The organism is Streptococcus pseudopneumoniae, assembly GCF_038148955.1.
Classification (GTDB): domain Bacteria; phylum Bacillota; class Bacilli; order Lactobacillales; family Streptococcaceae; genus Streptococcus; species Streptococcus pseudopneumoniae_T.
In genome coordinates this window covers 13,235-36,016 of record NZ_JBBJZY010000002.1, presented here as the reverse complement: position 1 = coordinate 36,016, position 22,782 = coordinate 13,235, and the positions used below count along the sequence as shown (strand labels likewise).

At 41.7% G+C, this 22,782-nt stretch carries 17 protein-coding genes and 1 pseudogene; 1 reads left to right on the top strand and 17 read right to left on the bottom strand.

The features are described from left to right. Nucleotides 1-20: 20 nt before the first annotated feature. Both WKI23_RS01280 and WKI23_RS01275 read right to left on the bottom strand, forming a co-directional pair. Nucleotides 21-497, bottom strand: a complete 477-nt coding sequence (locus tag WKI23_RS01280) for a PTS sugar transporter subunit IIB (protein WP_000156973.1) — start codon at nucleotides 495-497, stop codon at nucleotides 21-23. Then, nucleotides 494-2,281: a beta-galactosidase gene (locus tag WKI23_RS01275; protein WP_368078680.1), complete on the bottom strand. Its 1,788-nt coding sequence runs from the start codon at nucleotides 2,279-2,281 to the stop codon at nucleotides 494-496. Before WKI23_RS01275 ends, WKI23_RS01280 begins: the two co-directional genes overlap by 4 nt. Nucleotides 2,282-2,638: 357 nt before the next feature. Here WKI23_RS01275 and WKI23_RS01270 point away from each other — a divergent pair, with 357 nt between their 5' ends. Continuing rightward, entirely contained in the window at nucleotides 2,639-3,355 is a 717-nt protein-coding gene (locus tag WKI23_RS01270; RefSeq protein ID WP_024478238.1) for a GntR family transcriptional regulator, read from the top strand. 251 nt (nucleotides 3,356-3,606) lie between these two features. Here WKI23_RS01270 and purB read toward each other — a convergent pair whose 3' ends face one another. The 15 genes and pseudogenes from purB to comB all read right to left on the bottom strand — a co-directional run bounded on the left by purB (nucleotide 3,607) and on the right by comB (nucleotide 22,773). After that, entirely contained in the window at nucleotides 3,607-4,902 is a 1,296-nt protein-coding gene (gene purB, locus WKI23_RS01265; protein WP_368078679.1) for an adenylosuccinate lyase, read from the bottom strand. Nucleotides 4,903-5,423: 521 nt separating this feature from the next. Beyond that, nucleotides 5,424-6,674 (bottom strand): DGQHR domain-containing protein, encoded by a 1,251-nt coding sequence (locus tag WKI23_RS01260; RefSeq protein ID WP_368078678.1) that lies wholly within the window; start codon nucleotides 6,672-6,674, stop codon nucleotides 5,424-5,426. Further along, the gene (locus WKI23_RS01255) at nucleotides 6,667-7,416 is read right to left on the bottom strand and encodes a hypothetical protein (protein WP_368078677.1); all 750 of its coding nucleotides are present in this window, start codon (nucleotides 7,414-7,416) and stop codon (nucleotides 6,667-6,669) included. The genes WKI23_RS01260 and WKI23_RS01255 overlap by 8 nt, the downstream gene beginning before the upstream one ends. A gap of 8 nt (nucleotides 7,417-7,424) precedes the next feature. After that, nucleotides 7,425-8,516: a 5-(carboxyamino)imidazole ribonucleotide synthase gene (gene purK, locus WKI23_RS01250; RefSeq protein WP_368078676.1), complete on the bottom strand. Its 1,092-nt coding sequence runs from the start codon at nucleotides 8,514-8,516 to the stop codon at nucleotides 7,425-7,427. Then, nucleotides 8,503-8,991 (bottom strand): 5-(carboxyamino)imidazole ribonucleotide mutase, encoded by a 489-nt coding sequence (gene purE, locus WKI23_RS01245; protein ID WP_368078675.1) that lies wholly within the window; start codon nucleotides 8,989-8,991, stop codon nucleotides 8,503-8,505. Before purE ends, purK begins: the two co-directional genes overlap by 14 nt. Before the next feature lie 29 nt (nucleotides 8,992-9,020). Then, nucleotides 9,021-9,137 (bottom strand): phosphoribosylaminoimidazole carboxylase, encoded by a 117-nt coding sequence (locus tag WKI23_RS01240; protein ID WP_368078674.1) that lies wholly within the window; start codon nucleotides 9,135-9,137, stop codon nucleotides 9,021-9,023. 60 nt (nucleotides 9,138-9,197) lie between these two features. After that, the gene (gene purD, locus WKI23_RS01235; protein WP_368078673.1) at nucleotides 9,198-10,463 is read right to left on the bottom strand and encodes a phosphoribosylamine--glycine ligase; all 1,266 of its coding nucleotides are present in this window, start codon (nucleotides 10,461-10,463) and stop codon (nucleotides 9,198-9,200) included. 120 nt (nucleotides 10,464-10,583) lie between these two features. Further along, the gene (gene purH / locus WKI23_RS01230) at nucleotides 10,584-12,131 is read right to left on the bottom strand and encodes a bifunctional phosphoribosylaminoimidazolecarboxamide formyltransferase/IMP cyclohydrolase (protein WP_368078672.1); all 1,548 of its coding nucleotides are present in this window, start codon (nucleotides 12,129-12,131) and stop codon (nucleotides 10,584-10,586) included. A 1,108-nt stretch (nucleotides 12,132-13,239) separates the two neighbouring features. Next, nucleotides 13,240-13,779, bottom strand: a pseudogene (gene purN, locus WKI23_RS01225) (phosphoribosylglycinamide formyltransferase); the annotation flags it as partial. Next, nucleotides 13,776-14,798, bottom strand: coding sequence for a phosphoribosylformylglycinamidine cyclo-ligase (purM, locus tag WKI23_RS01220; RefSeq protein ID WP_368078671.1), 1,023 nt, complete (start codon nucleotides 14,796-14,798; stop codon nucleotides 13,776-13,778). The pseudogene purN and the gene purM, both read right to left, overlap by 4 nt. A 218-nt stretch (nucleotides 14,799-15,016) precedes the next feature. Next, complete coding sequence (purF, locus tag WKI23_RS01215) at nucleotides 15,017-16,459, bottom strand: amidophosphoribosyltransferase (protein ID WP_368078670.1); 1,443 nt, start codon at nucleotides 16,457-16,459, stop codon at nucleotides 15,017-15,019. A gap of 160 nt (nucleotides 16,460-16,619) precedes the next feature. After that, entirely contained in the window at nucleotides 16,620-20,345 is a 3,726-nt protein-coding gene (locus WKI23_RS01210) for a phosphoribosylformylglycinamidine synthase (protein WP_368078669.1), read from the bottom strand. A gap of 56 nt (nucleotides 20,346-20,401) precedes the next feature. Next, nucleotides 20,402-20,545: a phosphoribosylaminoimidazolesuccinocarboxamide synthase gene (locus WKI23_RS01205; RefSeq protein WP_080710150.1), complete on the bottom strand. Its 144-nt coding sequence runs from the start codon at nucleotides 20,543-20,545 to the stop codon at nucleotides 20,402-20,404. A 1-nt stretch (nucleotide 20,546) separates the two neighbouring features. Then, nucleotides 20,547-21,254 (bottom strand): phosphoribosylaminoimidazolesuccinocarboxamide synthase, encoded by a 708-nt coding sequence (gene purC / locus WKI23_RS01200; protein WP_368078668.1) that lies wholly within the window; start codon nucleotides 21,252-21,254, stop codon nucleotides 20,547-20,549. Between the two features lie 169 nt (nucleotides 21,255-21,423). Next, nucleotides 21,424-22,773: a competence pheromone export protein ComB gene (gene comB / locus WKI23_RS01195; protein WP_368078667.1), complete on the bottom strand. Its 1,350-nt coding sequence runs from the start codon at nucleotides 22,771-22,773 to the stop codon at nucleotides 21,424-21,426. Nucleotides 22,774-22,782 lie beyond the last annotated feature (9 nt).

Here is a 22,782-nt window from a genome sequence, read left to right as displayed (position 1 = left end):
GACCTCCTAAAAATTTTTTCCTATTTTAATAAGCTCAAAAAGTCTGAAATTGGATCATTTGGAACCATTTGAGCAGTAAGTTTAACACCTTTTTCTGCTAGTTTGTGGAAGTCTTCCACATCCTTGTCTACTACGTTGATAGAACGTGTAATAGAACGAGTTTCTGGTGTTTGAGACATATTCCCAACATTGAGGGTTTCAAGTGGTACACCTGCTTCTACCAAACCAAGGAAGCGGTCTGGTTTACGAGCCACGATAAAGAGACGTTGGCTATCGTATTTACCAGCAAGAATATTGGCTGCCGCTTTTTCAATTGGCAAAATACTCAATTTCACACCTGGTGGTGTCGCAAGTTTCAAACCACTCTTTTCAACGTCGTTGTTGACAACTTCGTCATCTACAACCATAATACGTGAAACATTTAGTTTTCCAGCCCATAGATTGGCTACTTGTCCGTGGATCAAACGTCCATCAATACGGCATCCTACAATTGTCATAAGTTTTCCCCCTTTATGTGTTTTAGTGTAGGTTTACGAGTTAAATGAATCTCTTCTTTATATTGACCTTCTGTTTCAAAGATGATGATACGATTGGCACCTTCCTTGAGGTAGCTATGAGGGATATAAAGCGAGAGGGTTGGGCCGACGTTCCAAAAACGTCCTAGATTCTGCCCATTGACAAAGGCAACTCCCTTACCAAACTCAGACAAGTCTAGGTAAGTATCTTTTGGCTCTTGGACTGTAAAGTCATAAGCGTAAAAGGCTGGTTGTCCTTGAGTCCATCCTTTTGAAAAATCAATTTTCTCAGGATTATCTAGTGGAAGTGGATAGTGTTTCCAGTTTAGTAAGAAGTGCAAATCCTTACAAACCCCTGTCCGAATTCCCTTACGTTGCGTATCTGCTAAGAACTTATGTCCATAGTTGACACGCCCCATATTTTCTATCAATATGTCAATCCTAGATAACGCTTTCTTTTCGCCTTGATAAAAAATATCTTCCCCAATCTCTGTCTGATATTGGGTTTTAATCCACTGACCATCGACATAAAGCTGAGCCCTATCTCGACCATCAATGATACGAAGTCTTTCTTCTTCTGCATCCCAGTTTGTTTCTGTTCGATAGAGTAGGTAGCCATAGCTTTGTCCCAACTCCTCCATCTTTTTAGGATAGAGACTTTCTATCGGACTTGACAAGCTATCTAAGGTTTCAAACAAGGAAACTTTTTCAACTAGTGGAATAGCATCCAACTCCATACTCTCTTTGTAGAGTGGTTCCAACTGCGGATACTCTGGAAAATGTGTTGCCATCATCTTCTTGACCGCCAGATATTTAGCAGTCGGATTTCCTTCTTCATCCAGAAGGGCATCATAATCATATGATGTAACTTGTGGCAAGTCCAAAGTTCCTCGAGCCGAACAACCATTCATGAAGCCAAAGTTTGTACCGCCATGGAACATGTAGAGATTGATGGAACCTTGCTCCAAAACCTCTCGAACTGCATCTGCCAATTCCTTAGGATCCCGTGTGATAATCGGTTCTTTCCAGCGATTGAACCAGCCATCCCAGAACTCCATACACATGAGTGGCCATTTCTTACCATGCTCATCAAAGAATTCCTGCATCTGTGAAAAGTTGTAAGGTGCCTTAGAACCAAAGTTGCCTGTTACAAAGAGGTCATCTTCGATTAAGGTTCCCGCTTTCAGAGTAGCTCTCCAAGGACCATCTGATGTAAAGAGAGGACAGGTTACGCCACGCTCTTCCATCAACTGTCGAATGGCTCTCAGGTAAGCCTTATCTTCTCCATAAGAACCATACTCGTTCTCAACCTGCATCATGAGGATATTGCCACCCTTGTCCAACAAATGTGGAACCAGTCGTGACAAGAGTTGGTCATAATAGCGACCGACAGCCTCAATATAGACCGGATCTGAGGAACGAATCCTCATATTCTTTGTTAAGAGCCAAGCTGGTAAGCCACCGAATTCCCACTCCGCACAGATAAAGGGAGAGGGCCGTACAATAGCGTAGAGACCCAAGTCTTGCGCTGTCTGTAGAAATCGCTCCAAATCCAGAGCTCCTTCAAAATGAAACTCACCCTCACGAGGCTCGTGTAAATTCCAAGCCACATAAGTCTCTACCGTATTAAAGCCAAGAGCCTTCAAGTTATAGAGCGAATGATACCAATCCTCTGGAGGAACCCTAAAATAATGAATGGCGCCAGATAAAATCTTAAATGATTTTCCATCGAGATAGAAATCATCTCGTATCTCAAATCGTGTCATAAAACTACCTTCTGACCGCGAAAGTTTACGCTTTCATTTGTTGTTATACTAATTATAAACCAGTCTGTTTGAATTGTCAATAGAAATTGTCGGAATATTTACTGAAATTTTACTATTATACACACTTTCAATTAGTTTCAAACATTTTCAGACCTATTTCAAACCTTCTTTAAATTCGGAATAGAGAACCTAAAATAATTTTGCATAAAATACATTTATAAAATACGTACAATGCCTATGTAGCTTATTTTTAGCTTAATTTTTCAAACTATTTTTCTAATTTTTTATTCAAAAGACTACTATTTTTTCGCTTTTATGGTAAAATTTTCTGTGGAGAAGGAAAATAGAGGTAAAAATATGGCAATTCCCAAATATCAATACATAAAAGACGAATTAAAAAATAAAATCATCTCTGGACAGTTTAGCAGTGGAGATAAATTTTACACTGAAGCAGAGCTCATTTCAATGTACGATGTCAGCTCTATCACAGTTGTTCGCGCCTTAAACGACCTTGCCAAAGATGGCTATATTGTTCGCCAACAAGGAAAAGGAACCTTCGTTTCACGTGCACGCAAACACAAGCTTGTAGAGTTTTCAGATATTGAACTCTTTAATGCTAAAGATGATAAGGTAACCGTTCTTTCAATTGAACGCGGAAACAAGCTCGTTTACTTGGAAAAATTGGGTCTACGTGGCGATCAATTCTACTACAAGATTGAACGTATCCGCGAATCAAACGGTGTCGTTTATATCTACCATACATCCTACATCCCAGAACAATATATCAACGCAAATTATCCAAACCTTGAATACTATAGTTCTATCTATAACCGTTTCAAGTTAGACTACCACATTCACATGAATAATGAACACTTTGAAGAAATCAACGAAATAGTCTTTCCAACTCCAGAACATGCGGCTTCAGTCCTCGGAGTCGATGAACAATTCCCTACTGTCCTACAAACTAAAATCACCAAACTCGAATCAACTGGCCAAGTTTTAGAATACAGTGAAACTTACAAACGATCTGATTACTACAAGATTAAATTCATCTCATGTGACCGTGATCACTAAGAAGAAAGCCTGAGCCTAATCGCTCGGGCTTTTTCTATGATTATTATTTGGCATAGTAGATTGAAATAGAATATGGACAAATCGATTAGGAAATTCAAATCAATTTCTAGTAATATTTTAGAAGTCACAGTATACTATTCTGTATTCAATATATAAATATTGGTTATTTTTCAAAAGCACTTTAATAAAAAAGAAAAATCGATGTTCTGCTACTCCTATAAATGGAGTAATAGAAATTCGATTTTTTCTAATTATCCTAGTCCAAGACGTTCAAAAATATCATCCACTCGTTTGGTGTAGTAAAGAGGGTTGAAGATCTCATCGATTTCCTCTTGTGTGAGGCGTGATGTCACCTCTGAATCTGCTTCGAGAAGAGGTTTAAAGTCTACTTGATTGTCCCAAGAGTAAGCTGTTTTTGGTTGCACCAAGTCATAAGCTTCCTCACGGGTCATACCTTTTTCAATCAAGGTCAACATAGCCCGTTGGCTAAAGATAAGACCAAACGTAGAATTCATGTTGCGAATCATATTTTCTGGGAAGACCGTCAAGTTCTTGACAATATTTCCAAAACGGTTAAGCATGTAATCAATCAAAATGGTCGTATCAGGTGTGATGATACGCTCAGCTGATGAGTGAGAGATGTCACGTTCGTGCCAGAGAGCCACGTTTTCATAAGCTGTAATCATATGACCACGGATAACACGCGCAAGACCTGTCATATTTTCAGAACCGATTGGGTTGCGTTTGTGAGGCATTGCTGAAGATCCTTTTTGCCCTTTAGCAAAAAATTCTTCTACTTCTCGTTGTTCTGATTTTTGCAAACCACGAATCTCAGTCGCCATACGCTCGATAGAAGTCGCGATGCTAGCAAGAACTGCAAAGTACTCAGCATGAAGGTCACGAGGAAGCACCTGTGTAGAGATTTCTTGAGCACGAATACCCAGCTTATCGCAAACGTATTGCTCTACAAATGGTGGGATGTTAGCAAAGTTCCCAACCGCACCAGAAATTTTGCCAGCTTCCACACCAACAGCCGCATGCTCGAAACGCTCGATGTTACGCTTCATTTCGCTGTACCAAGTCGCCAATTTAAGACCAAAGGTTGTCGGCTCAGCATGCACCCCGTGGGTACGCCCCATCATGATGGTGAACTTGTGCTCCTTGGCCTTGTCAGCGATGATGTTGATGAAGTTTTCAAGGTCGCGACGGATGATGTCGTTGGCCTGCTTGTAAAGGTAACCATAGGCAGTATCCACCACGTCAGTAGAAGTCAACCCATAATGGACCCACTTGCGCTCCTCACCAAGAGTCTCAGAAACCGCACGCGTGAAAGCCACCACATCGTGGCGCGTCTCCTGCTCAATTTCCAAAATACGGTCGATGTCAAAATCCGCCTTCTCGCGAATCAAAGCCACATCTTCCTTAGGGATTTCCCCCAACTCAGCCCATGCCTCGTCAGCTAAGATTTCCACCTCAAGCCAGGCACGGTATTTATTTTCTTCACTCCAAATGTTCGCCATCTCAGGGCGAGAGTAACGGTTGATCATGTTTATGATACCAAGGACGACCAGAAAGCGACTGAATTTTAGGAACCCAACGCAGGATGTTTACATCCAAGGCGGGGTATCTAAATTCCAAGCTTTCCGTCCGGGGTCAAATTGCGGAACCTGGAGTCCTTCCCTTTCTTGTTTTCATTTTTCTAGTTTAAATTTTAAGGAAGTTCGTAGCCCGTATTCAGTTTTTGTAAATACGAGTACCCTTGTTCCTTTCTTTTTATTTATATTATTCTATTAAGGATTGGACGTTTGGTCTCAAATTAATGGAATCCTATGTCCACTTCTTTCTAATTTTAAAATTATTTTTTACAGGAGAAGGTATACTTTTAGTCCGAGTTCAAATACTTGGACTATTACTATTTTCTTATTTTATATAAAAATTAGATATCTGAATTCAATCTAAATAAATACGGTACTTTTCTCTATAATATTTAAGTTCTATAGACTAAAATAATATATCTTGAATTAACTACTCCTAACCACAAATCTATACCTATTTTTTATGTAGATCTCTAGTCAACTATTTGCAAATAGTTCATTCTTCTTTTTATCTTTTCAATCTTTTCCTCTTTACTATAAATGTCATAAACTAAATACTTAGAAATCAATCCATTATCCCACAATATAGCAACTAGGTCTACTTCTAAATCATTCACTCCAGACTCACTACTGGAGTAGACGTTATTGTCTAATTTTAATCTAAAAAAGTTTGCAAACATATCTGATAATATTAAATTATAGAAATCTTTTCTACTTTCTGTTGAATAATAAGTTTTTCTTAGATATAGATCTTCTATCTCTCTAAATGTATATTTTCTACTATCTTCCCAACTTAAGTACAAAATTCGAAATATTCTATAACTGACAGAAAATCCTATAGTCTTTTCGAACAACTCATATTCATTAAGATCATATCTTTCTTTTTCTTCTTTCAACTTCTTCATCCAAGCATTAAAAAAATCAATATTTTCTTGAATAATAAGTTTATCATTCCCCTCAACAAAATTTTTCCTAAAAATATATTTTCTAGAGTCTAACTGCTCTAACTCCCTTCCGAACTCAATATCTATATTATCTCGTTCAGATTTATCAGTAATAAGTTTCATCAAGTTCTTAATCATAGCAGCTTGAGAAACTATTCCATTTTGAGAAAATTCATCCTTATAGCCCAACATTTTAATTTTTCCACTTAACTCAGACTTAATATCAAAATCTTCACCATTAAGTGCTCTCATAATTTTATTACATGTTTTTTCAACAGTCCGTGATCTTGATAAACCATATAAATCATAAATTAAAGAACGTGATACTGGTTTTTGATTTCCATTAATAATTGAGAACAAGAAAGCATCTCTTGATGGATCTGTGTCAAATACAAAAGAGACTAACAATTCAAAGTTAGCAATTACTCCTGATTCCTTCAAACCTTCTAGTCTATGTTGACCATCTACAATAGAGCAAAATTTATTCTCATTTTCACTTATCGTCGGAATAGTAAGGGTATTTTCCTTCTCATTTATCACAAAATAATCACTTGATGCAGATAAAATAATTGGGGTGGGGAACATTGCATTCTTTGTTTTACAAAATTCAGCTATACTTTTTATCCTATGGGGATCAAGTTTTCGTTGTATACCGCTGCTATCATTATAAGATTTTCTTGTCTTTGATGCTGCAATACTTGCAACTTGAGTTGCTTTCATCTTAACTAAAAACATATCTCCCACAGGCTGTTCTAGTTTGATATAATTTAATTCACTCATAAAAGTCTCCCATATCTTGCGAAGTTTCAGACTCTTCACTAGAAAACTGATCATTCAGTGGCACTTCACTTCCTTTAGACTCTTTTATCAAAAAGTCACAAAAGTTATCAAACTCATTCAAATACTTTGACAGCTCCTCGCAGAACCCCGAATCCTTGAAATCATCTTTTTTTGGATTATAGCAACTTTTCAAACAACCTTTCAAATTGCTCAAAATGTTCAAGTCAATATCTAAGCTTCTTTGAGTCTCATCTGCAGATAAATTTGTTTTCTGAGCTCTTCTTATGTTAATTCGTGTTTCAACATAACTATACGATTCTACAGACTGAAAGCATTCTAAACTTATTTTCCTAATTCTTTTATTAAATTCTTCAGAAAAATCTGACTCACCTAAAATAATCTTCTTTAAATCATCTCTTAAACTTTTTGAGTTTCTTTTAAAATTATCCTCATAATCCCTAACAAATATGGACAAAGCTTGGTTTTTTCTTCGATCAAAAAAATCCCGACTTTCTTCTTCTGATTTTATTTGTTTCCTAACATCATCTACACTCGTCAATACTAGACAACTGATAAATAGAGAAGGGAGTGTCGTCAGACTTAAAGTATCTGGTATAAAATTACACCAATTATTAGATTTTAAAGCTATTATTAGCGGAATTAATCCTGAAAAAGCTAGACTCAACAAGAACCAATAAAAATTTACTTTTTTTATATTATATTTTTTTAAAAAATCGTCCATATACTTTCCTAAAAATCAATCCCTTTCCCAAACTCATCTACACTATCCGGCACATTACTAAACAAAGTCACATGTCCCATTTTGCGGTTGTGCTTTGCTTCTATTTTACCATACATGTGGAGGTGGGCGCTTGGATTTTCTGTGACATATTTTTCAGCAGCCTCGACATGCTGGCCGAGAACATTTAGCATGACAGCTGGAGCATGTAGTTTGATGGCTGGTAATGGTGCTCCCAGAACGCCTAGAATATGGGTATCAAACTGAGAGAAGTCGCAGGCTTCAATAGAATAATGCCCAGAGTTATGTGGACGTGGGGCGATTTCGTTGACAATGATATCATCAGCTGTCGCAAACATTTCCACGCAAAGGGTTCCAGAGAGGTTCAGTTGTTCTGCGATTCGCACCGCCATAGCTTTGGCTTTGGCTGCTAGACTTTCTGAAATTCGAGCTGGAACGATAGTCTTAGACAGAATGTTGTTGCGATGGATATTTTCCTGAACTGGGAAAACCGTCACATCCTTGCCATTTCCTGAAACGATGACAGAAATTTCAAGGTCAAAATTGACGAATTCCTCTAAAACGCAGGCTACTGAGTCAGCTAACGCATAGGCTTCTTCTAAGTCTGCTTCTGAGCGAATGACCTTTTGTCCATGCCCATCATAGCCACCAGTAGCAGTCTTGAGGACATAGTTTTTAGACAGGTCCATATCTGCCAAATCTTGGCTTGAGGTCACAACCTTGTATGGTGCCACAGTGACTTGGGCCTTGTTTGAGAGAAAGTCCTTTTCAAAGATGCGATTTTGGGAGATGCGAAGCAGGCCGGTTCCTTGAGGAAGTTGACCATCCTTGATAACAGCATCCAAACCGTCAGCATCGACATTTTCAAACTCATAGGTGAGGACATCGCAACGCTCAGCCAACTGACGCAGAGCATCCACGTCATTATAAGGCGCCACAATGATTTCCGCTACGCGAGAGGCTGGGCAATCAGCCGCAGGATCCAGCGCAATAACCTTGTGGCCCATGTAGATAGCAGAAATGGCCATCATTTGACCCAGCTGGCCGCCACCGATAATTCCGATTGTTTTAGATGAGCTCATTTGTCGACTCCTCTGCGATTTTTCCTTGTTCTTCTGCAAAATCTGCCAATGCTGTCGCGATAGACTGATCCTCTACTGAGAGGAGACGGAGGGCAAAGAGGGCAGCGTTTGTCGATCCTGCCTCACCGATAGCCATTGTTGCCACAGGCACACCGCCCGGCATCTGTACGATAGAGTAGAGCGAGTCCACACCACTAAGAGCACGTGATTTGACTGGCACACCGATGACTGGAAGAGTTGTTTTGGCAGCTACCATTCCTGGCAAGTGGGCTGCGCCTCCAGCACCCGCTATAATGACCTTGATACCGCGACTCCGTGCTTCCTCCGCATGTCTGAACATGAGATCTGGAGTACGGTGGGCAGAGACAACCTTCTTTTCGTAGGCTATACCAAAGCGGTCTAGGACTTCGGCGGTTTTTTGCATGGTTGCCCAGTCAGATTTTGAGCCCATGATAATGGAAATTACGGGTTTCATTTCTTCTCCTTTTTACTGTTTTTCAACAATCACCTTAGGTTGCGAGGGACGGCAGCAGCCACCAAAGGTGTCTCATGCCTAAATCGGAAGTCCAAGGTTTTCCAATTTCCCTGAACGATTGGATTGTCATTCAATCGTTCTTTCACAACAGCGGTGATTGTTCTATATTAGCTCGCTTTCGCTCGCCACGATAAATTTAGTAGCTGTTAATATTTTATGGCCTTACTTCCGATATCTGTTCTGTAAAAGAGACCTTCTGTGTTTTGTTGGGCAAGCTCTTGGTAAATGGTGTCTTGTGCTTCTTTGACGGTGTCTGCTGTGGTGACGAGCATATAGACACGTCCGCCATTTGATAACAGTGCTCTGCTATTTTCCGCAAACTTAGCCCCTGCATAATAGGTGATGAGTTCGCCTTCTGTCTTGACTGGCAACTTGACACCTTTTTCATAGTTTAGCGGGTAACCTTTGGATGCGACAACCACGCCCAGAGTCACACCCTTGTCCGTCCAGGTGATGTTTGGCTCCTTACCATCCAGAATATCCGTGATATTCTGTGCAAAATCAGATGTCAAACGAGGCAAGATGATTTGCGTTTCGGGATCTCCGAACCGAGCATTAAACTCGATAACCTTAGGTCCATCAGCTGTCAGGATAAGCCCTGCGTAAAGGACACCCAGATAAGGGCGACTTTCTTTAATCATCCCTTCGAGGACTGGCTTGACAATGGTGTCAACCGCTGTATCAACTACACTCTCTGGAAAGTGTGGAACTGGCGCATAGGCACCCATGCCACCTGTGTTAGGGCCCTTGTCACCATCATAGGCACGTTTGTGGTCCTGAGCTGTTGGCATGATGTAGAATTTGTCCCCATTGACAAAGGCAAAAAGTGAAAATTCCTCTCCTTCAAGGAATTCCTCAATAACCACACGCGCACCTGAGTCACCAAATTTATTGTCCAAAAGCATCTCATGAGCGGCTTCGACCGCTTGCTCAACCGTCTCAGCAACGACGACACCCTTCCCAAGCGCCAAGCCATCCGCCTTGACCACGATAGGAGCCCCCTGCTTTTCGATATAGGCCTTGGCTTCCTCAAAGTCCGAGAATGTGCCATAGGCTGCTGTCGGAACGCCGTATTTGACCATGATTTCCTTGGCAAAATCCTTGGACCACTCCAGCTCAGCCGCAGCCTTGGTCGGACCAAAAGCCTTGAGCCCAGCTTGGTTAAAATCATCCACGATTCCAGCAGCAAGGGCATCATCTGGCCCAATGAAGGTCCAAGCGATGTCGTTAGCTTTTGCAAAGTCAATTAACTTATAATGTTCGGAAATAGAGATATTCACCAATTCCAGACCATCCAGAGTCATTCCGTCATTTCCAGGAGCCACAAAGACTTGTTCAACGTCTTTTGACTCAAGCAACTTCTTAGCAATCGCATGTTCACGACCACCCGAGCCGACAACTAACAGCTTCATCTTACAACCTCTTTTGCGAATTATTTAATAATATTATACCATAAACGTTCGTTTTAATCTTGTTTTATTAAGCATTTTTAAGCAAAAAAGGAAAGAAACTGTTTTCTTCCCTTTACGTTCTCAATGTCTAAAATGTCTCACTCCTGTGAAGACCATGGTCAAGCCATATTTGTCAGCTGCTTCGATCGATTCTTGGTCACGGACTGAGCCTCCAGGCTGGATGATGGCCTTGATACCTGCTTTGGCGATTTCTTCCACGTTATCCGCAAATGGGAAGAAGGCATCCGAAGCAAGAACAGCGCCCTCCAGACGGTCTTTAGCTTGGTCAATGGCAATACGAACAGAGGCCACACGATTAGTTTGACCTGGACCAACACCCAGTGTCATGTGGTCGTTGGTCACGATAATTCCGTTTGATTTGACGTATTTAATAGCCTTCCAAGCGAACTCAAGAGCTGTCGCTTCTGTCTCAGTTGGCTGGCGTTTGGTCACCACTTCCCAGTCAGCCGGGCTTTCCTTAACCACATCTTGGTTTTGCACAAGAAGTCCACCGACAACACCTGTGTACTCTGCTTCTGCTTCACTAGCATCTTGAGCATCAAATTGCAAGGCAAGGATGCGCAAGTTTTTCTTTTTGTTGGTCAAAATGGCTAGCGCTTCATCCGTATAGCTTGGTGCGATGATGATTTCAAGGAAAATGCCGTGCATCTTCTCAGCAGTCGCAGCATCCACCTCACGGTTTAGAACGACAATACCACCGAAAATTGAGACTGGGTCAGACTCATAAGCATAGTCCCAAGCAGTTTCGATGTCGTCAGCTTGACCGATTCCACATGGATTCATATGTTTGAGAGCCACAACGGTTGGACGGTCTTTGAAATCGCGAATAATACGAATGGCAGCGTCCGCATCGCGGATATTGTTAAAGGATAATTCCTTACCGTTGAGCTGTTTCGCTGATGCAATAGAATAGTCTGTTGGCAAAGCTTTTTGGTAGAAATCCGCGTCTTGTTGAGGATTCTCACCGTAACGCATAGCTTGTTTGAGGTCATAGGTCAAAGTGAGCTGTTCTGGTTTGCTTTCGCCCACTTGAGCCGTGAAGTATTCCGCTATCAAGGCATCATAAGCTGCTGTGTGACGGAAAACCTTGGCTGCTAAACGTTGGCGAGTTTCATAAGTAGTTTCTCCATTTGCTGACAATTCGTCCAAAACCACAGCGTAGTCAGCAGGATCTACCACAACTGTCACGCTAGCATGATTTTTCGCTGCTGAACGAAGCATGGATGGACCACCGATATCGATATTCTCCACTGCGTCAGCGTACGTCACGTCTGGTTTGAGGATCGTTTCCTTGAATGGGTAAAGGTTGACCACAACTAGGTCAATAAGCTCAATTTGATTATCCTTAGCTGCTTGAAGGTGGCTATCCAAATCACGACGAGCGAGGAGTCCACCGTGGATATTTGGATGGAGAGTCTTGACACGACCGTCCATCATTTCTGGAAAACCAGTCACATCATCGATAGCAATGCTCTTCAACCCAGCTGTATCAAGGGCAACCTTGGTTCCACCTGTCGAGATGATCTCCCAACCAAGTTTTTTGAGTTCTTGGGCAAATTCAACAATGCCCGCTTTGTCTGAGACGCTGATTAAGGCGCGTTTAGTCATATATTCTCCTTTATCTAAAATCTAAACCATTATCAATTAGTTTCTTTGCTTTTACTAGTTCTAGCATAATATTTTCAAATAAAAATTGATAAGATGTATCTTCTATATTCCAATATTGATAGATATGAATTCCATATTTACAAAACTTTTTTCTCATAGATGTTTTTTTCTGTCTAATCTGTTTATTAGTAAATGTTTCTAAATATTTCAATTTAAGCATTTCTTTAAAAAGATATTCATTATTACTAAATTTTGAACTATTTATATTTGGTCCACAATGCAATCTAAATTGTTTCCCTTCAAGTTGAATACCAATAAATCCAATATCTACTCCTTTTTCTTTTTGATTATAAGATATACTTATAGTAGATTTTTTATTATTAAATGAAATTCCAACTTTAGGTAATCCCCATTTTGAAATTAATGAATTAGCATTTACCCTCAAAAAATCTTCCAACTTATTTTTAAACTTATTAGCATGATATTTCAAAACTACATCATTAAATTTAATTTCTTCCAAATATGGTTTGCACAAGAAGTAATATTCTTGACGACTATCTTCTATCTCTTTAATCAATAAGTCACTCAAACATGAAACATCATTAGTATATAATGTAATAATGTCTCGACTTACTTCATTTAAAGCATCAATTTCCTCAAGAATATATTTTATACGACTAGAAATATCACTATAAGATAAAAATTTCCAAGTATTTGTTTCTTCAATAACTTTTTGTATACCAGTAATTGTACCTGCATCAAATATAAATTTTTTACTACTAAAATTATTTTCGTATTTCTCCAGTTGCCCTATACTTGGTAAAGATTTTAATTTATTTTCAACAATATGGCATCTACCCACGTTATTACTATCATAGTAATAAATAGATAAATCTCTGTTACCTTGTTCACGGATACAAGAATCATAAACAAACCCTCTTTCATAAAAATTAGATATGAATATTTCAACAAAAGGATGTTTATTTTCTATTTCTAAGTTAATCAACCACGACCAAAAATTAGAATGAGATAGCTCCTTCCCACCCAAAGACATAGCAAATAAAGGAGAGGATTTTAACTTTTCTACGTTAATACGAGATTTATCCATCATTCCTAACTCTCTCACTACCTCCGGATACAACTTGTACTCGGTCTCATGAATCCTAGCTTCAAAGCTTTCAATGGTATCATCAGCAAGCCTTGGCACACGGACTTGTTTGATGACCTTGCCTGTATCCACTCCAGAGTCCACCCAGTGAATGGTCACACCACTTTCAGAGACACCAGCCTGCCAAGCATCCTCGATGCCATGAGCTCCTGGAAATTCTGGCAGGTAGGCTGGATGAATGTTGATAATTCGACCTTCATAGGCTGCCAATAAGGTTGGCCCAACGATTTTCATGTAGCCAGCGAGGCAAACCAAGTCAATCTGGTGTTCTTCCAAGAGTTCGACAAGAGCTACTTCGTAGTCCGCCTTGTTCTCAAACTCCTTGAGTTCAAAAGCATAGGACAAAATGCCAAGCTTGTCTGCCCGCTCTAGCACATAGGCGTCACGATGGTCTGAAAAGACAAACTCCACCGGAAATTCTTCGGCAATCACCTGAAAATTTGAACCATTACCAGAGGCAAAAACCGCTATTTTTTTCATTTGATGATGACACTTTCGTTTTCTTTCTTGACGATGCGACCAATTTCATAGACTGGTTCATCCAACAATTCCTTGACACGACTTACATTTTCAGGGCTAACTGCTAGCATAAGTCCCACACCCATATTGAAGATTTCAAACATTTCTTCGTGTTTGATCTGACCGTATTTCTCAAGAGCTTTGAAAATTGGAAGCACTGGAACCTTGTCTTCTTCAATCTCAGCAGCCAAGTCAGCTGCAAACATACGAGGGACATTCTCAATAAAGCCACCACCTGTGATGTGGGCAATACCGTTGACCAACTCTTCCTTGATGAGTGGCAAGACAGCCTGGACATAGATACGAGTCGGTTCAAGAAGAACTTTCTTGAGTTTCTTGCCTTCCAATTCTGGCAGGACTTCTTCACCTGTATAGTCGGCAAAGACACGACGGACGAGAGAGTAACCATTTGAGTGAATACCACTTGAAGCAAGTCCAAGAATCACATCACCTTCAGCTACTTTTGAACCGTCTATGATTTGAGATTTTTCAGCCACACCGACTGCAAAACCAGCTAGATCGTAGTCATCTGCGCCGTACATACCAGGCATTTCAGCTGTTTCCCCACCAATGAGGGCAGCACCTGCCTGCACACAGCCTTCTGCCACACCAGCAACCACTTGTTCTAGTTTAGCTGGTTCATTCTTGCCTGTCGCCACATAGTCGAGGAAATAGAGAGGCTCCGCACCTGCAGCGATGATATCATTGACACACATGGCCACACAGTCCTGACCGATGGTATCGTGCTTGTCGTACTTGATAGCCAGCATGAGCTTGGTTCCGACACCATCAGTTCCTGAAATCAATACGGGTTCTTTAACGCCAGTCTTTGAAAGGTCAAACATACCACCAAAGCCACCCAGAGCTCCCATGACACCTGCACGCTCCGTACGAGCCACGTGCTTTTTAATCCGTTCAACAACTTCATAACCCGCTTCAACATCCACGCCAGATCGAGCATAAGCATTTTTATTTGCCATTTTATTTTTCCTTTTCTTTGAGAAGATTACGACGTATTTTTAGATAAACAATTATTTTATCTAAAAATACTAGTCAGGGCTCTAGCTTTGCCCCATAGGGCAAAGCGTCTACTGACAAATGCTTTAGCTTTTAGTCAGTAGTGAGACGTGGAGCATAAGCATTTTTATTTGTCATTTTGTCTCCTCTTCCTTTCCTTTAATGGAGAATCTTTATCCGTCTATTTGTAAAAACTGGTCTTTTCTTCCAAACTTCTACGATAGTCTTCTTCATAATCGTAGATAGGTGTTGGGTAGTCACCGTCAAAGTAAGCGACACAGAGACCACCATTTGGCGCATCTGTTTCAATCCCAATCGAATCAATTAAACCTTCAACAGAAAGATAAGTCAGACTGTCCGCACCAATGATTTGACGCGTTTCTTCAACCGTATGATTGGCCGCAATTAGCTCCTGACGGGTCTGGATATCAATCCCGTAGAAGCATGGATAAGCTAGCGCTGGACTACCAATAGCAACGTGAACCTCAGTTGCACCCGCTTCTTTCAAGAGCTGAACGATACGACGAGAGGTTGTTCCGCGAACGATAGAATCATCCACCATAACCACACGCTTGCCTTTTACAACACCAGAAACAGCAGATAGTTTCATCCGCACCCCTTGCTCCCGTAATTCTTGAGTAGGTTGGATAAAAGTTCGCTGGGTGTATTGGTTTTTGATCAGACCCATTTCATTTGGCAAACCAGATTCTTCCGCAAATCCCATAGCCGCGCTGAGGGAAGAATTGGGCACACCGACCACGATATCCGCCTCATGCTTGAATTCACGCGCCAATTGGGCACCCATACGTTTACGAGCCGTATGGACATTGACACCGTGGATATTAGAATCAGGGCGGGCAAAATAGATATACTCCATAGAACAGATTGCTAACTGAGTATCATCTGTATAGCTATCATACTGGATGCCCTTGTCATCAATGATCACAATCTCACCTGGCTTCAAATCACGAATCCACTCTGCACCAATGACCTCAAAAGCACAGGTCTCAGAGGAAACAACCACCGCTCCGTTGGCCATTTTCCCGATAGAAAGCGGACGGAAACCATTGGGGTCAAGAGCCGCAATCAACTTGTCCTCAAACAGCAAGATATAGGCAAAACCACCTTTAACTAGGCTGAGCGCCTCCTTGATTTTGCCCATCAGACTAGGATTGTGACTGCGACGAATGAGGTGAGCCAAAATTTCCGAGTCCGAAGTCGCGCTGAAAATCGCTCCTCTATCTTCCAATTCTTTCTTGAGAGAGGCTGCATTGGTCAGATTTCCATTATGAGCCAAGCCAAACTGCATATCGTGAAAACGGAAGAGGAAGGGCTGGATGTTATCTACAGAAGCTTCGCCAGCAGTCGCGTAACGAACATGCCCAATCGCACCAGTTCCTGTCAATTTATCTAAGTTAGCAGGATTTCTGAAGACTTCTGATAGAAGACCCATATCGCGATGCCGCTTTAGTTTCCCTTGGTCATTGGAGAGGATTCCTGCCCCCTCCTGACCACGGTGCTGAAGACTATGGAGACCAAAATAGGTCAATTTAGCAGCATCTGGATGTCCCCAGATACCGAAAACACCACATTCTTCATTAAGAGATTTTACTTCGTATGTCATTTTATATACCTAATTTTTATTTGTGTATCATTCCTTTAGTAGAGCGGAATGATACGGTAGGAGCTCGTTTCACTCGAAAACAAACTATTTGCAATCATCAAGAGCTAAATCTACATGACCTTTATATTACAGATACTATCTATTAGAAAATCTACAAGTCTTATTTTCCAGTGAAATATTTAACCGCTGACGCGAACAGGTGCTGGTCTTTATTTCCTGGGATATTTTGGAAAAGACCTTCCTCATAGCGTTCTGAGTGCCCCATCTTACCGATGATTTGGCCGTTCTTGCTGGTAATTCCTTCGATGGCATGGATAGAACCATTCGGATTGTACTTAGAATCCATACTTGGTTTGCCGTTAAAGTCAACATATTGGCTAAAGATTTGACCATTGTCGCGGAGTTCAGCGAATTCCTCAGCCGTCACGACAAACTTCCCTTCACCGTGCGAAACAGGAATGGCGTGGATATCGCCCACTTGCACCCCAGCCAACCATGGCGAGTTGATATTGGCAATCCGAGTTTCCACCATCTTGGCCACGTGTTGGTTGGCATCATTGTAGAAGAGGGTTGGGCTCGTACTGCTTGCATCTTCAAAGTTCCCGTATGGAAGAAGACCTGATTTGACCAAGGCCTGGAATCCATTACAGATACCGATAATTAAGCCACCACGGACGATAAAGCTATCAATAGCTGCACGCACTTTTTCATTAAGCAGAATATTGACAATAAACTTGGCTGAACCATCTGGCTCGTCCGCAGCTGAGAATCCACCTGCAAAGAAAAGGATATTAGCCTTGCCGATGTTGTCAACCATGGTTTCAACCGACTTGACAATGGCTTCTTCATTCAAGGTCACGAATGGCACCAAGTTAACCTCTGCACCTTCTTTTTCGAATGCCTTGGCTGAGTCATATTCTGAGTTGGTGCCCGGGAATACTGGGATATAGACCACCGGTTTTCCAACTTTTTCTTTAGCTTGGATGACTGTGTTAGTAGCGACAGCTGGTACTTCAGCTAGTTCTTTGGCTTGGGCAAACTCTGTTGGGTAAACTTTTTCCAGTTTTCCTTGGAAAGCACTGTCAAGCTTGTGTCCATCTAGCTTCACACCGTTGACAAGGAGTGTAAGGTCTGCACTTGTTTGACCGATTTTCTCTACTCCAGTGATTTCTTCAGGAGAGGTAAAGACAAATCCGCCCAATTGTGCTGTCAAAGAACTTTCAAGTTCAGGCAAGGTTACCTCTGCACCAATATGATTTCCAAAAGTAGCAAGAGCCAAACTTTCAACCACACCACCGTATTTGACAGCCGATGCAGATGTTACTTTGTGAGCCTTTTGAAGGGCTTCAAATTGAGCAAAGTTAGACTTAATCAAGTCAAAATCAATCTCTGCAGATAGGGATTGACCTGGAATGTAGTAGATGTTTTCACTGGCAGTCTTAAACTCAGGAGAAAGCACCTTACGGCTATCTGCCGTCGTCACCCCAAAGGCTACCAAGGTTGGTGGCACCGTCAATTCTTCAAAGGTACCAGACATAGAGTCCTTACCACCGATAGATGGCAAGCCAAGCTGAATTTGTGCTTCGATAGAACCTAGAAGAGCAGCTACTGGCTGACCAAAACGCTCAGCCTGCTTGTCCATCCGCTCGAAGTACTCTTGGTAAGAGAAACGAGCCTTAGACCAGTTGGCACCAGCAGCAACCAAACGAGCAGTCGCTTCAATAACCGCATAAGCAGCGCCGTGGTATGGAGACCATTCAGCTACATATGGGTTGAATCCTTGAGCCATGACAGACGCAGTGTGAGTCACTCCGTGTTGAACTGGTAATTTCTGCACAGATGCCTCAGTTGGTGTGAGTTGGTAGCGACCGCCAAGTGGGTGATTGACCGTTGAACGACCAACAGAGCAATCAAAGATGGTCTGCAAGCCTTTTTGACTGGCATGGTTGAGGTCAGATAGAACCTCAAGAGTATCTACTTCCAGTGTTTCAGCAGATGTTTGACGTTCTTCTGGAAGCTTGACATCCTTGTCCACAACCTTAGCATCGACGACCACACGCACACCATTGGTGTCAAGGAAACGACGTTCCAAGTCGACAATGGTTTCACCATTCCAGTGCATGACAAGATTTGGTTTTTCCGTCACTGTCGCCACCACAACAGCATCAATATTCTCTTTGTTACATTCAGCAACGAAGGCATCCACATCTTCAGGACGAACCACAACCGCCATCCGTTCTTGTGATTCAGAGATGGCAATTTCTGTACCATTCAAGCCTTGGTATTTAAGAGGAACCTTGTTGAGGTCGATTTCAAGACCGTCTGCCAATTCACCGATAGCCACACAGACACCACCAGCACCAAAGTCATTAGACTTCTTGATAAGACGTGTTACTTGGCCATTACGGAAAAGGCGTTGAATCTTGCGTTCTTCGATGGCATTCCCTTTTTGAACCTCAGCACCAGCAGTTTCCACAGACTCAACCGTTTGAACCTTAGAAGAGCCTGTCGCACCACCGACACCATCACGTCCAGTCTTCCCACCGAGCAAGATAATCACATCGCCCGCTTCAGGTTTTTCACGAACGACATTACCCTTGGGAGCCGCACCAACAACTGCACCTAGCTCCATGCGTTTAGCTACAAAGCCTGGGTGGAAGTACTCACGAACGTAGGTCGTCGCCAGACCAATCTGGTTACCATATGAAGAATAACCATGAGCCGCTGTTTTAGAAATAACCTGTTGTGGCAATTTCCCAGCGCGAGTTTCCGAAATCGGCGCTGTAATATCACCAGCACCTGAGATACGCATGGCTTGGTAGACATATGAACGACCTGACAATGGGTCACGAATAGCTCCACCGATACAAGTAGCCGCTCCACCAAATGGCTCAATTTCCGTTGGGTGGTTGTGAGTTTCATTTTTGAACATAAGGAGCCAAGATTCCTTGACACCATCAACGTCCACTTCGATTTCAACTGAGCAAGCATTGATTTCGTCTGACACTTCCATGTCGTCCAAACGACCATTAGCACGCTCATAACGACCGAAAATAGTCGCCATATCCATCAAGGTCTGTGGTTTTTCAGAACGCCCCAACTCATCACGCATGGCAATATATTTTTCATAGGTTGACTGCAATTGTTTTTGGAATTTTGATGCGGAAAAATCAATATGTTTCAACTCTGTCTCGAAAGTCGTGTGACGGCAGTGATCAGACCAGTAAGTGTCCAAAACCTTGAGCTCAGTTTCCGTCGGCACGCGCTCAATTGACTTAAAGTAGTCTTGGATAAAGAGCAAATCATCCACTTCCATGGCCATCCCTTGCTCAGCCTTGTAGCGAGCAAAGTCTTCTGCCCTATAGCTTTCAAAGAAAGTCAATTTAGGAATGGTCTTGTCTGACTCTGAAAATTCCTGCTTGGCAATCCCAGTCTTGATGTCCTTGAAACGAGAATCAACTGGATTGAGCAAGTAGTTCTTGACCGCTTCCAACTCAGTCGTATCAATATCTTTATTGACCAAGTAAAGTTGAGCGGTATTAACCGTCACATCACTCGAACTTCCCAGCAAAAGCAAGGCTTCCTGTGAAGAAGCTGCACGCTGGTCAAACTGCCCTGGCAGGCTTTCAATGGCAAAGAAAGCATAGTTGGCAAGATCCGCCTGCACTGCCGCTTCGTCCAAGACATGGTCTGTCACCTGCTCAGAGAAAATGTGTTTCTCTGCAGGTGCAAACAAGTCCTCAGCCAAATCAAATACATCATACACTTGCACAATACGAATACTTTTCAAACTTGAAAGTCCCAAGTTGTGCTGGAGTTCTCTTACCAAACTCTCTGACTTGACTTGAAAATCAGCCTTTTTTTCAACAAAAATACGTTTATCCATCAATTCTTATTCCTTTATTTCAGCTCTTGCAATGTTCCCAAACGACCTCTAGGTTGTTATTTCAATTCCTGCAACTTTTCCCAGACAATCTCATAAACATCTGTTAATTCACCTAGTCCTCTACGGAGTGAAAAGGTCTGGGGGACCTTTTCAGCCTGAGTCCTTTTAGTTGAAAGACGAAGGTTTTCCGTTGCTAACAGATTATTTCAATCCCTGCAACTTTCCCCAGACAATCTCATAAACATCTGTCAATTCACCCAATCCTCTACGGAAAACATCCTTATCCATGTGGTTGCCATCCGCATCCCACAAACGGCAGTTATCTGGTGAAAATTCATCTGCCAAGATAATCTTGCCATCCTTGTCAAAACCGAATTCTAGCTTAAAGTCAATCAATTTAAGCCCAATCTCAGCAAACCAAGCCTTCAAGAGTTCATTGATACGACGGGTTTCTTCCTTCAAGTAGGCAATCTGCTGGTCATCCGCAATCTGTAGGAATTTCACATGCTCATCATTGATGAATGGATCATCCAAATCATCATTTTTATAGTAAAATTCGACAATCGGAGTCTCAAATGCGATTCCCTCATCCACACCAAAACGTTTTGAAAAAGAACCAGCAGTATAGTTGCGGAGCACGACTTCCAAAGGAATAATCTCAACCTTTTTATTGAGCTGTTCCGTGTCTGAAAGCTTCTCCACAAAGTGAGTCGCCACACCAGCCGCATTTAATTTCTCAAAAATAAAAGATGAAATCTGATTATTCAACACTCCCTTACCTGCAATCTGCTCCTTCTTGACTCCGTTAAAAGCAGTCGCCTGGTCCTTGTAAGTTGAAATAATAAGATTTTCATCCTCAGTTGTATAGATATCTTTAGCTTTTCCCGAATAGATCAATTGTTTTGACATTTTAAAGTTCGCCTTTCGTATTACTTGAGCACATTCTACCACAAAAAACCTAAAATTACAAGAATTTAACCGAATAAATAATGTATTCGCTTCGAAAATTGTAAAGAAAAAACTGCAAGAAGCATCTTTCTCACAGTTTTAAAATCATGTAACTCTAAAAACACGAACATTACTCTTTGTTCAAAAATTGGTCCAAATAATAACGTAGGTAACTTTTCTTACCTGTAATCATCTGCAGACGACCTTCCACCCCGTACCGAAGTTTTTCAGCCTGCTCAGAAGTCAGTTTAGTTTCCGCCTCGATTTTAAAGAAATTCCCTTTCTCAGTCTTAGTAGCTGTTGCATCTATGCTGGTAATCGTAGAATCTAGGAAAATTTGATTCTTGGCATCATGAGTCGTCGTATAGCGAACAGAATCCCCGACCTTGACTCTTGCTACATCTTTTGAACTAAGATAGGCTGTAAGTTTGGCTTTCCCTTCTTTTTCCAAGGACGGATAGAGTTGAGCTAGTAGGGCACCTTCTGCTACCATGGTAGAATCACTGGTCTCAGGATTAATGTGAAGCACCCCATCCTCACTGGCCGTAATTTTCCCCTTGTCTAGAAGACTTCCCTGTACCTTCTTGCCTGACTCCACCTCCAAGATTTTCTGGTCTAGGAGGGTCAATTCCTGACCAACCTTAGCCAAGTGTTGTGATTTGAGGGATTCCAATTGACTGCCTAAACCAGACGCATAGGCTTGCTGGGTACCTGAACCTGCATACTGGATACGGTAAGTAGCAAGACTAGATTCTAACTGAGAAAGCTGTGCTTCAACCTGCACAATAGCCTGAGCCTTAGCTTGGAGATTTTCCTCGCCCTGAGACTTATAGGACTGGTAGAGAGAGTAGGCTAGATTCTGACTGGCCAAGGAAGCACCTGTTTCAATAGCTGACTTAACTGTCTGGTAATCGCGAATTTTAGCCTCTGTTTGGCTGATGAGGTTACCGATTTCAGCTTGAGTTTGGCTAGCTGCTGCATTCTGGGACGCGATGGTCTCATTTTGTTGCGATGTACTAGCCCTAAGACTACCTGCTTGGCTGATGTAGTCGCGAAAGGTGGCTTGGTAGCCAAACTTATCCTCCTCTGGAAAGTGATTCTCCCCTTCTTGCAGGCTCTTTTGCAAATACTCCAATTGCTTTTTTTGATCCTGAAGCATGTCCAACTGGCTGGCATAAGACTCCACTTGGACACCCTCTGTCCCTTCTTGATATTGAACCAACAGTTCTCCCTTTTTAACCAGCTTATTTTCTTCCAAATGATTGACAAGAATACGATTGTTGCTAGTTGACTGGATATTGGCAAGGATACGACTAGGCTCAACAGTAGCTCTAGTGGACAAACTTATCTCCTTCTCTGCCAAAGTTGCAAATCCAAGCAAAAATACGAGCAGAAGGGACATGGGTACAATTACCCGACTGGAAAAATTATGGTAACGACGATTATAAAACTCCGCACTTTCTAAAAATTCTGGTTTCATCCTCTCCTC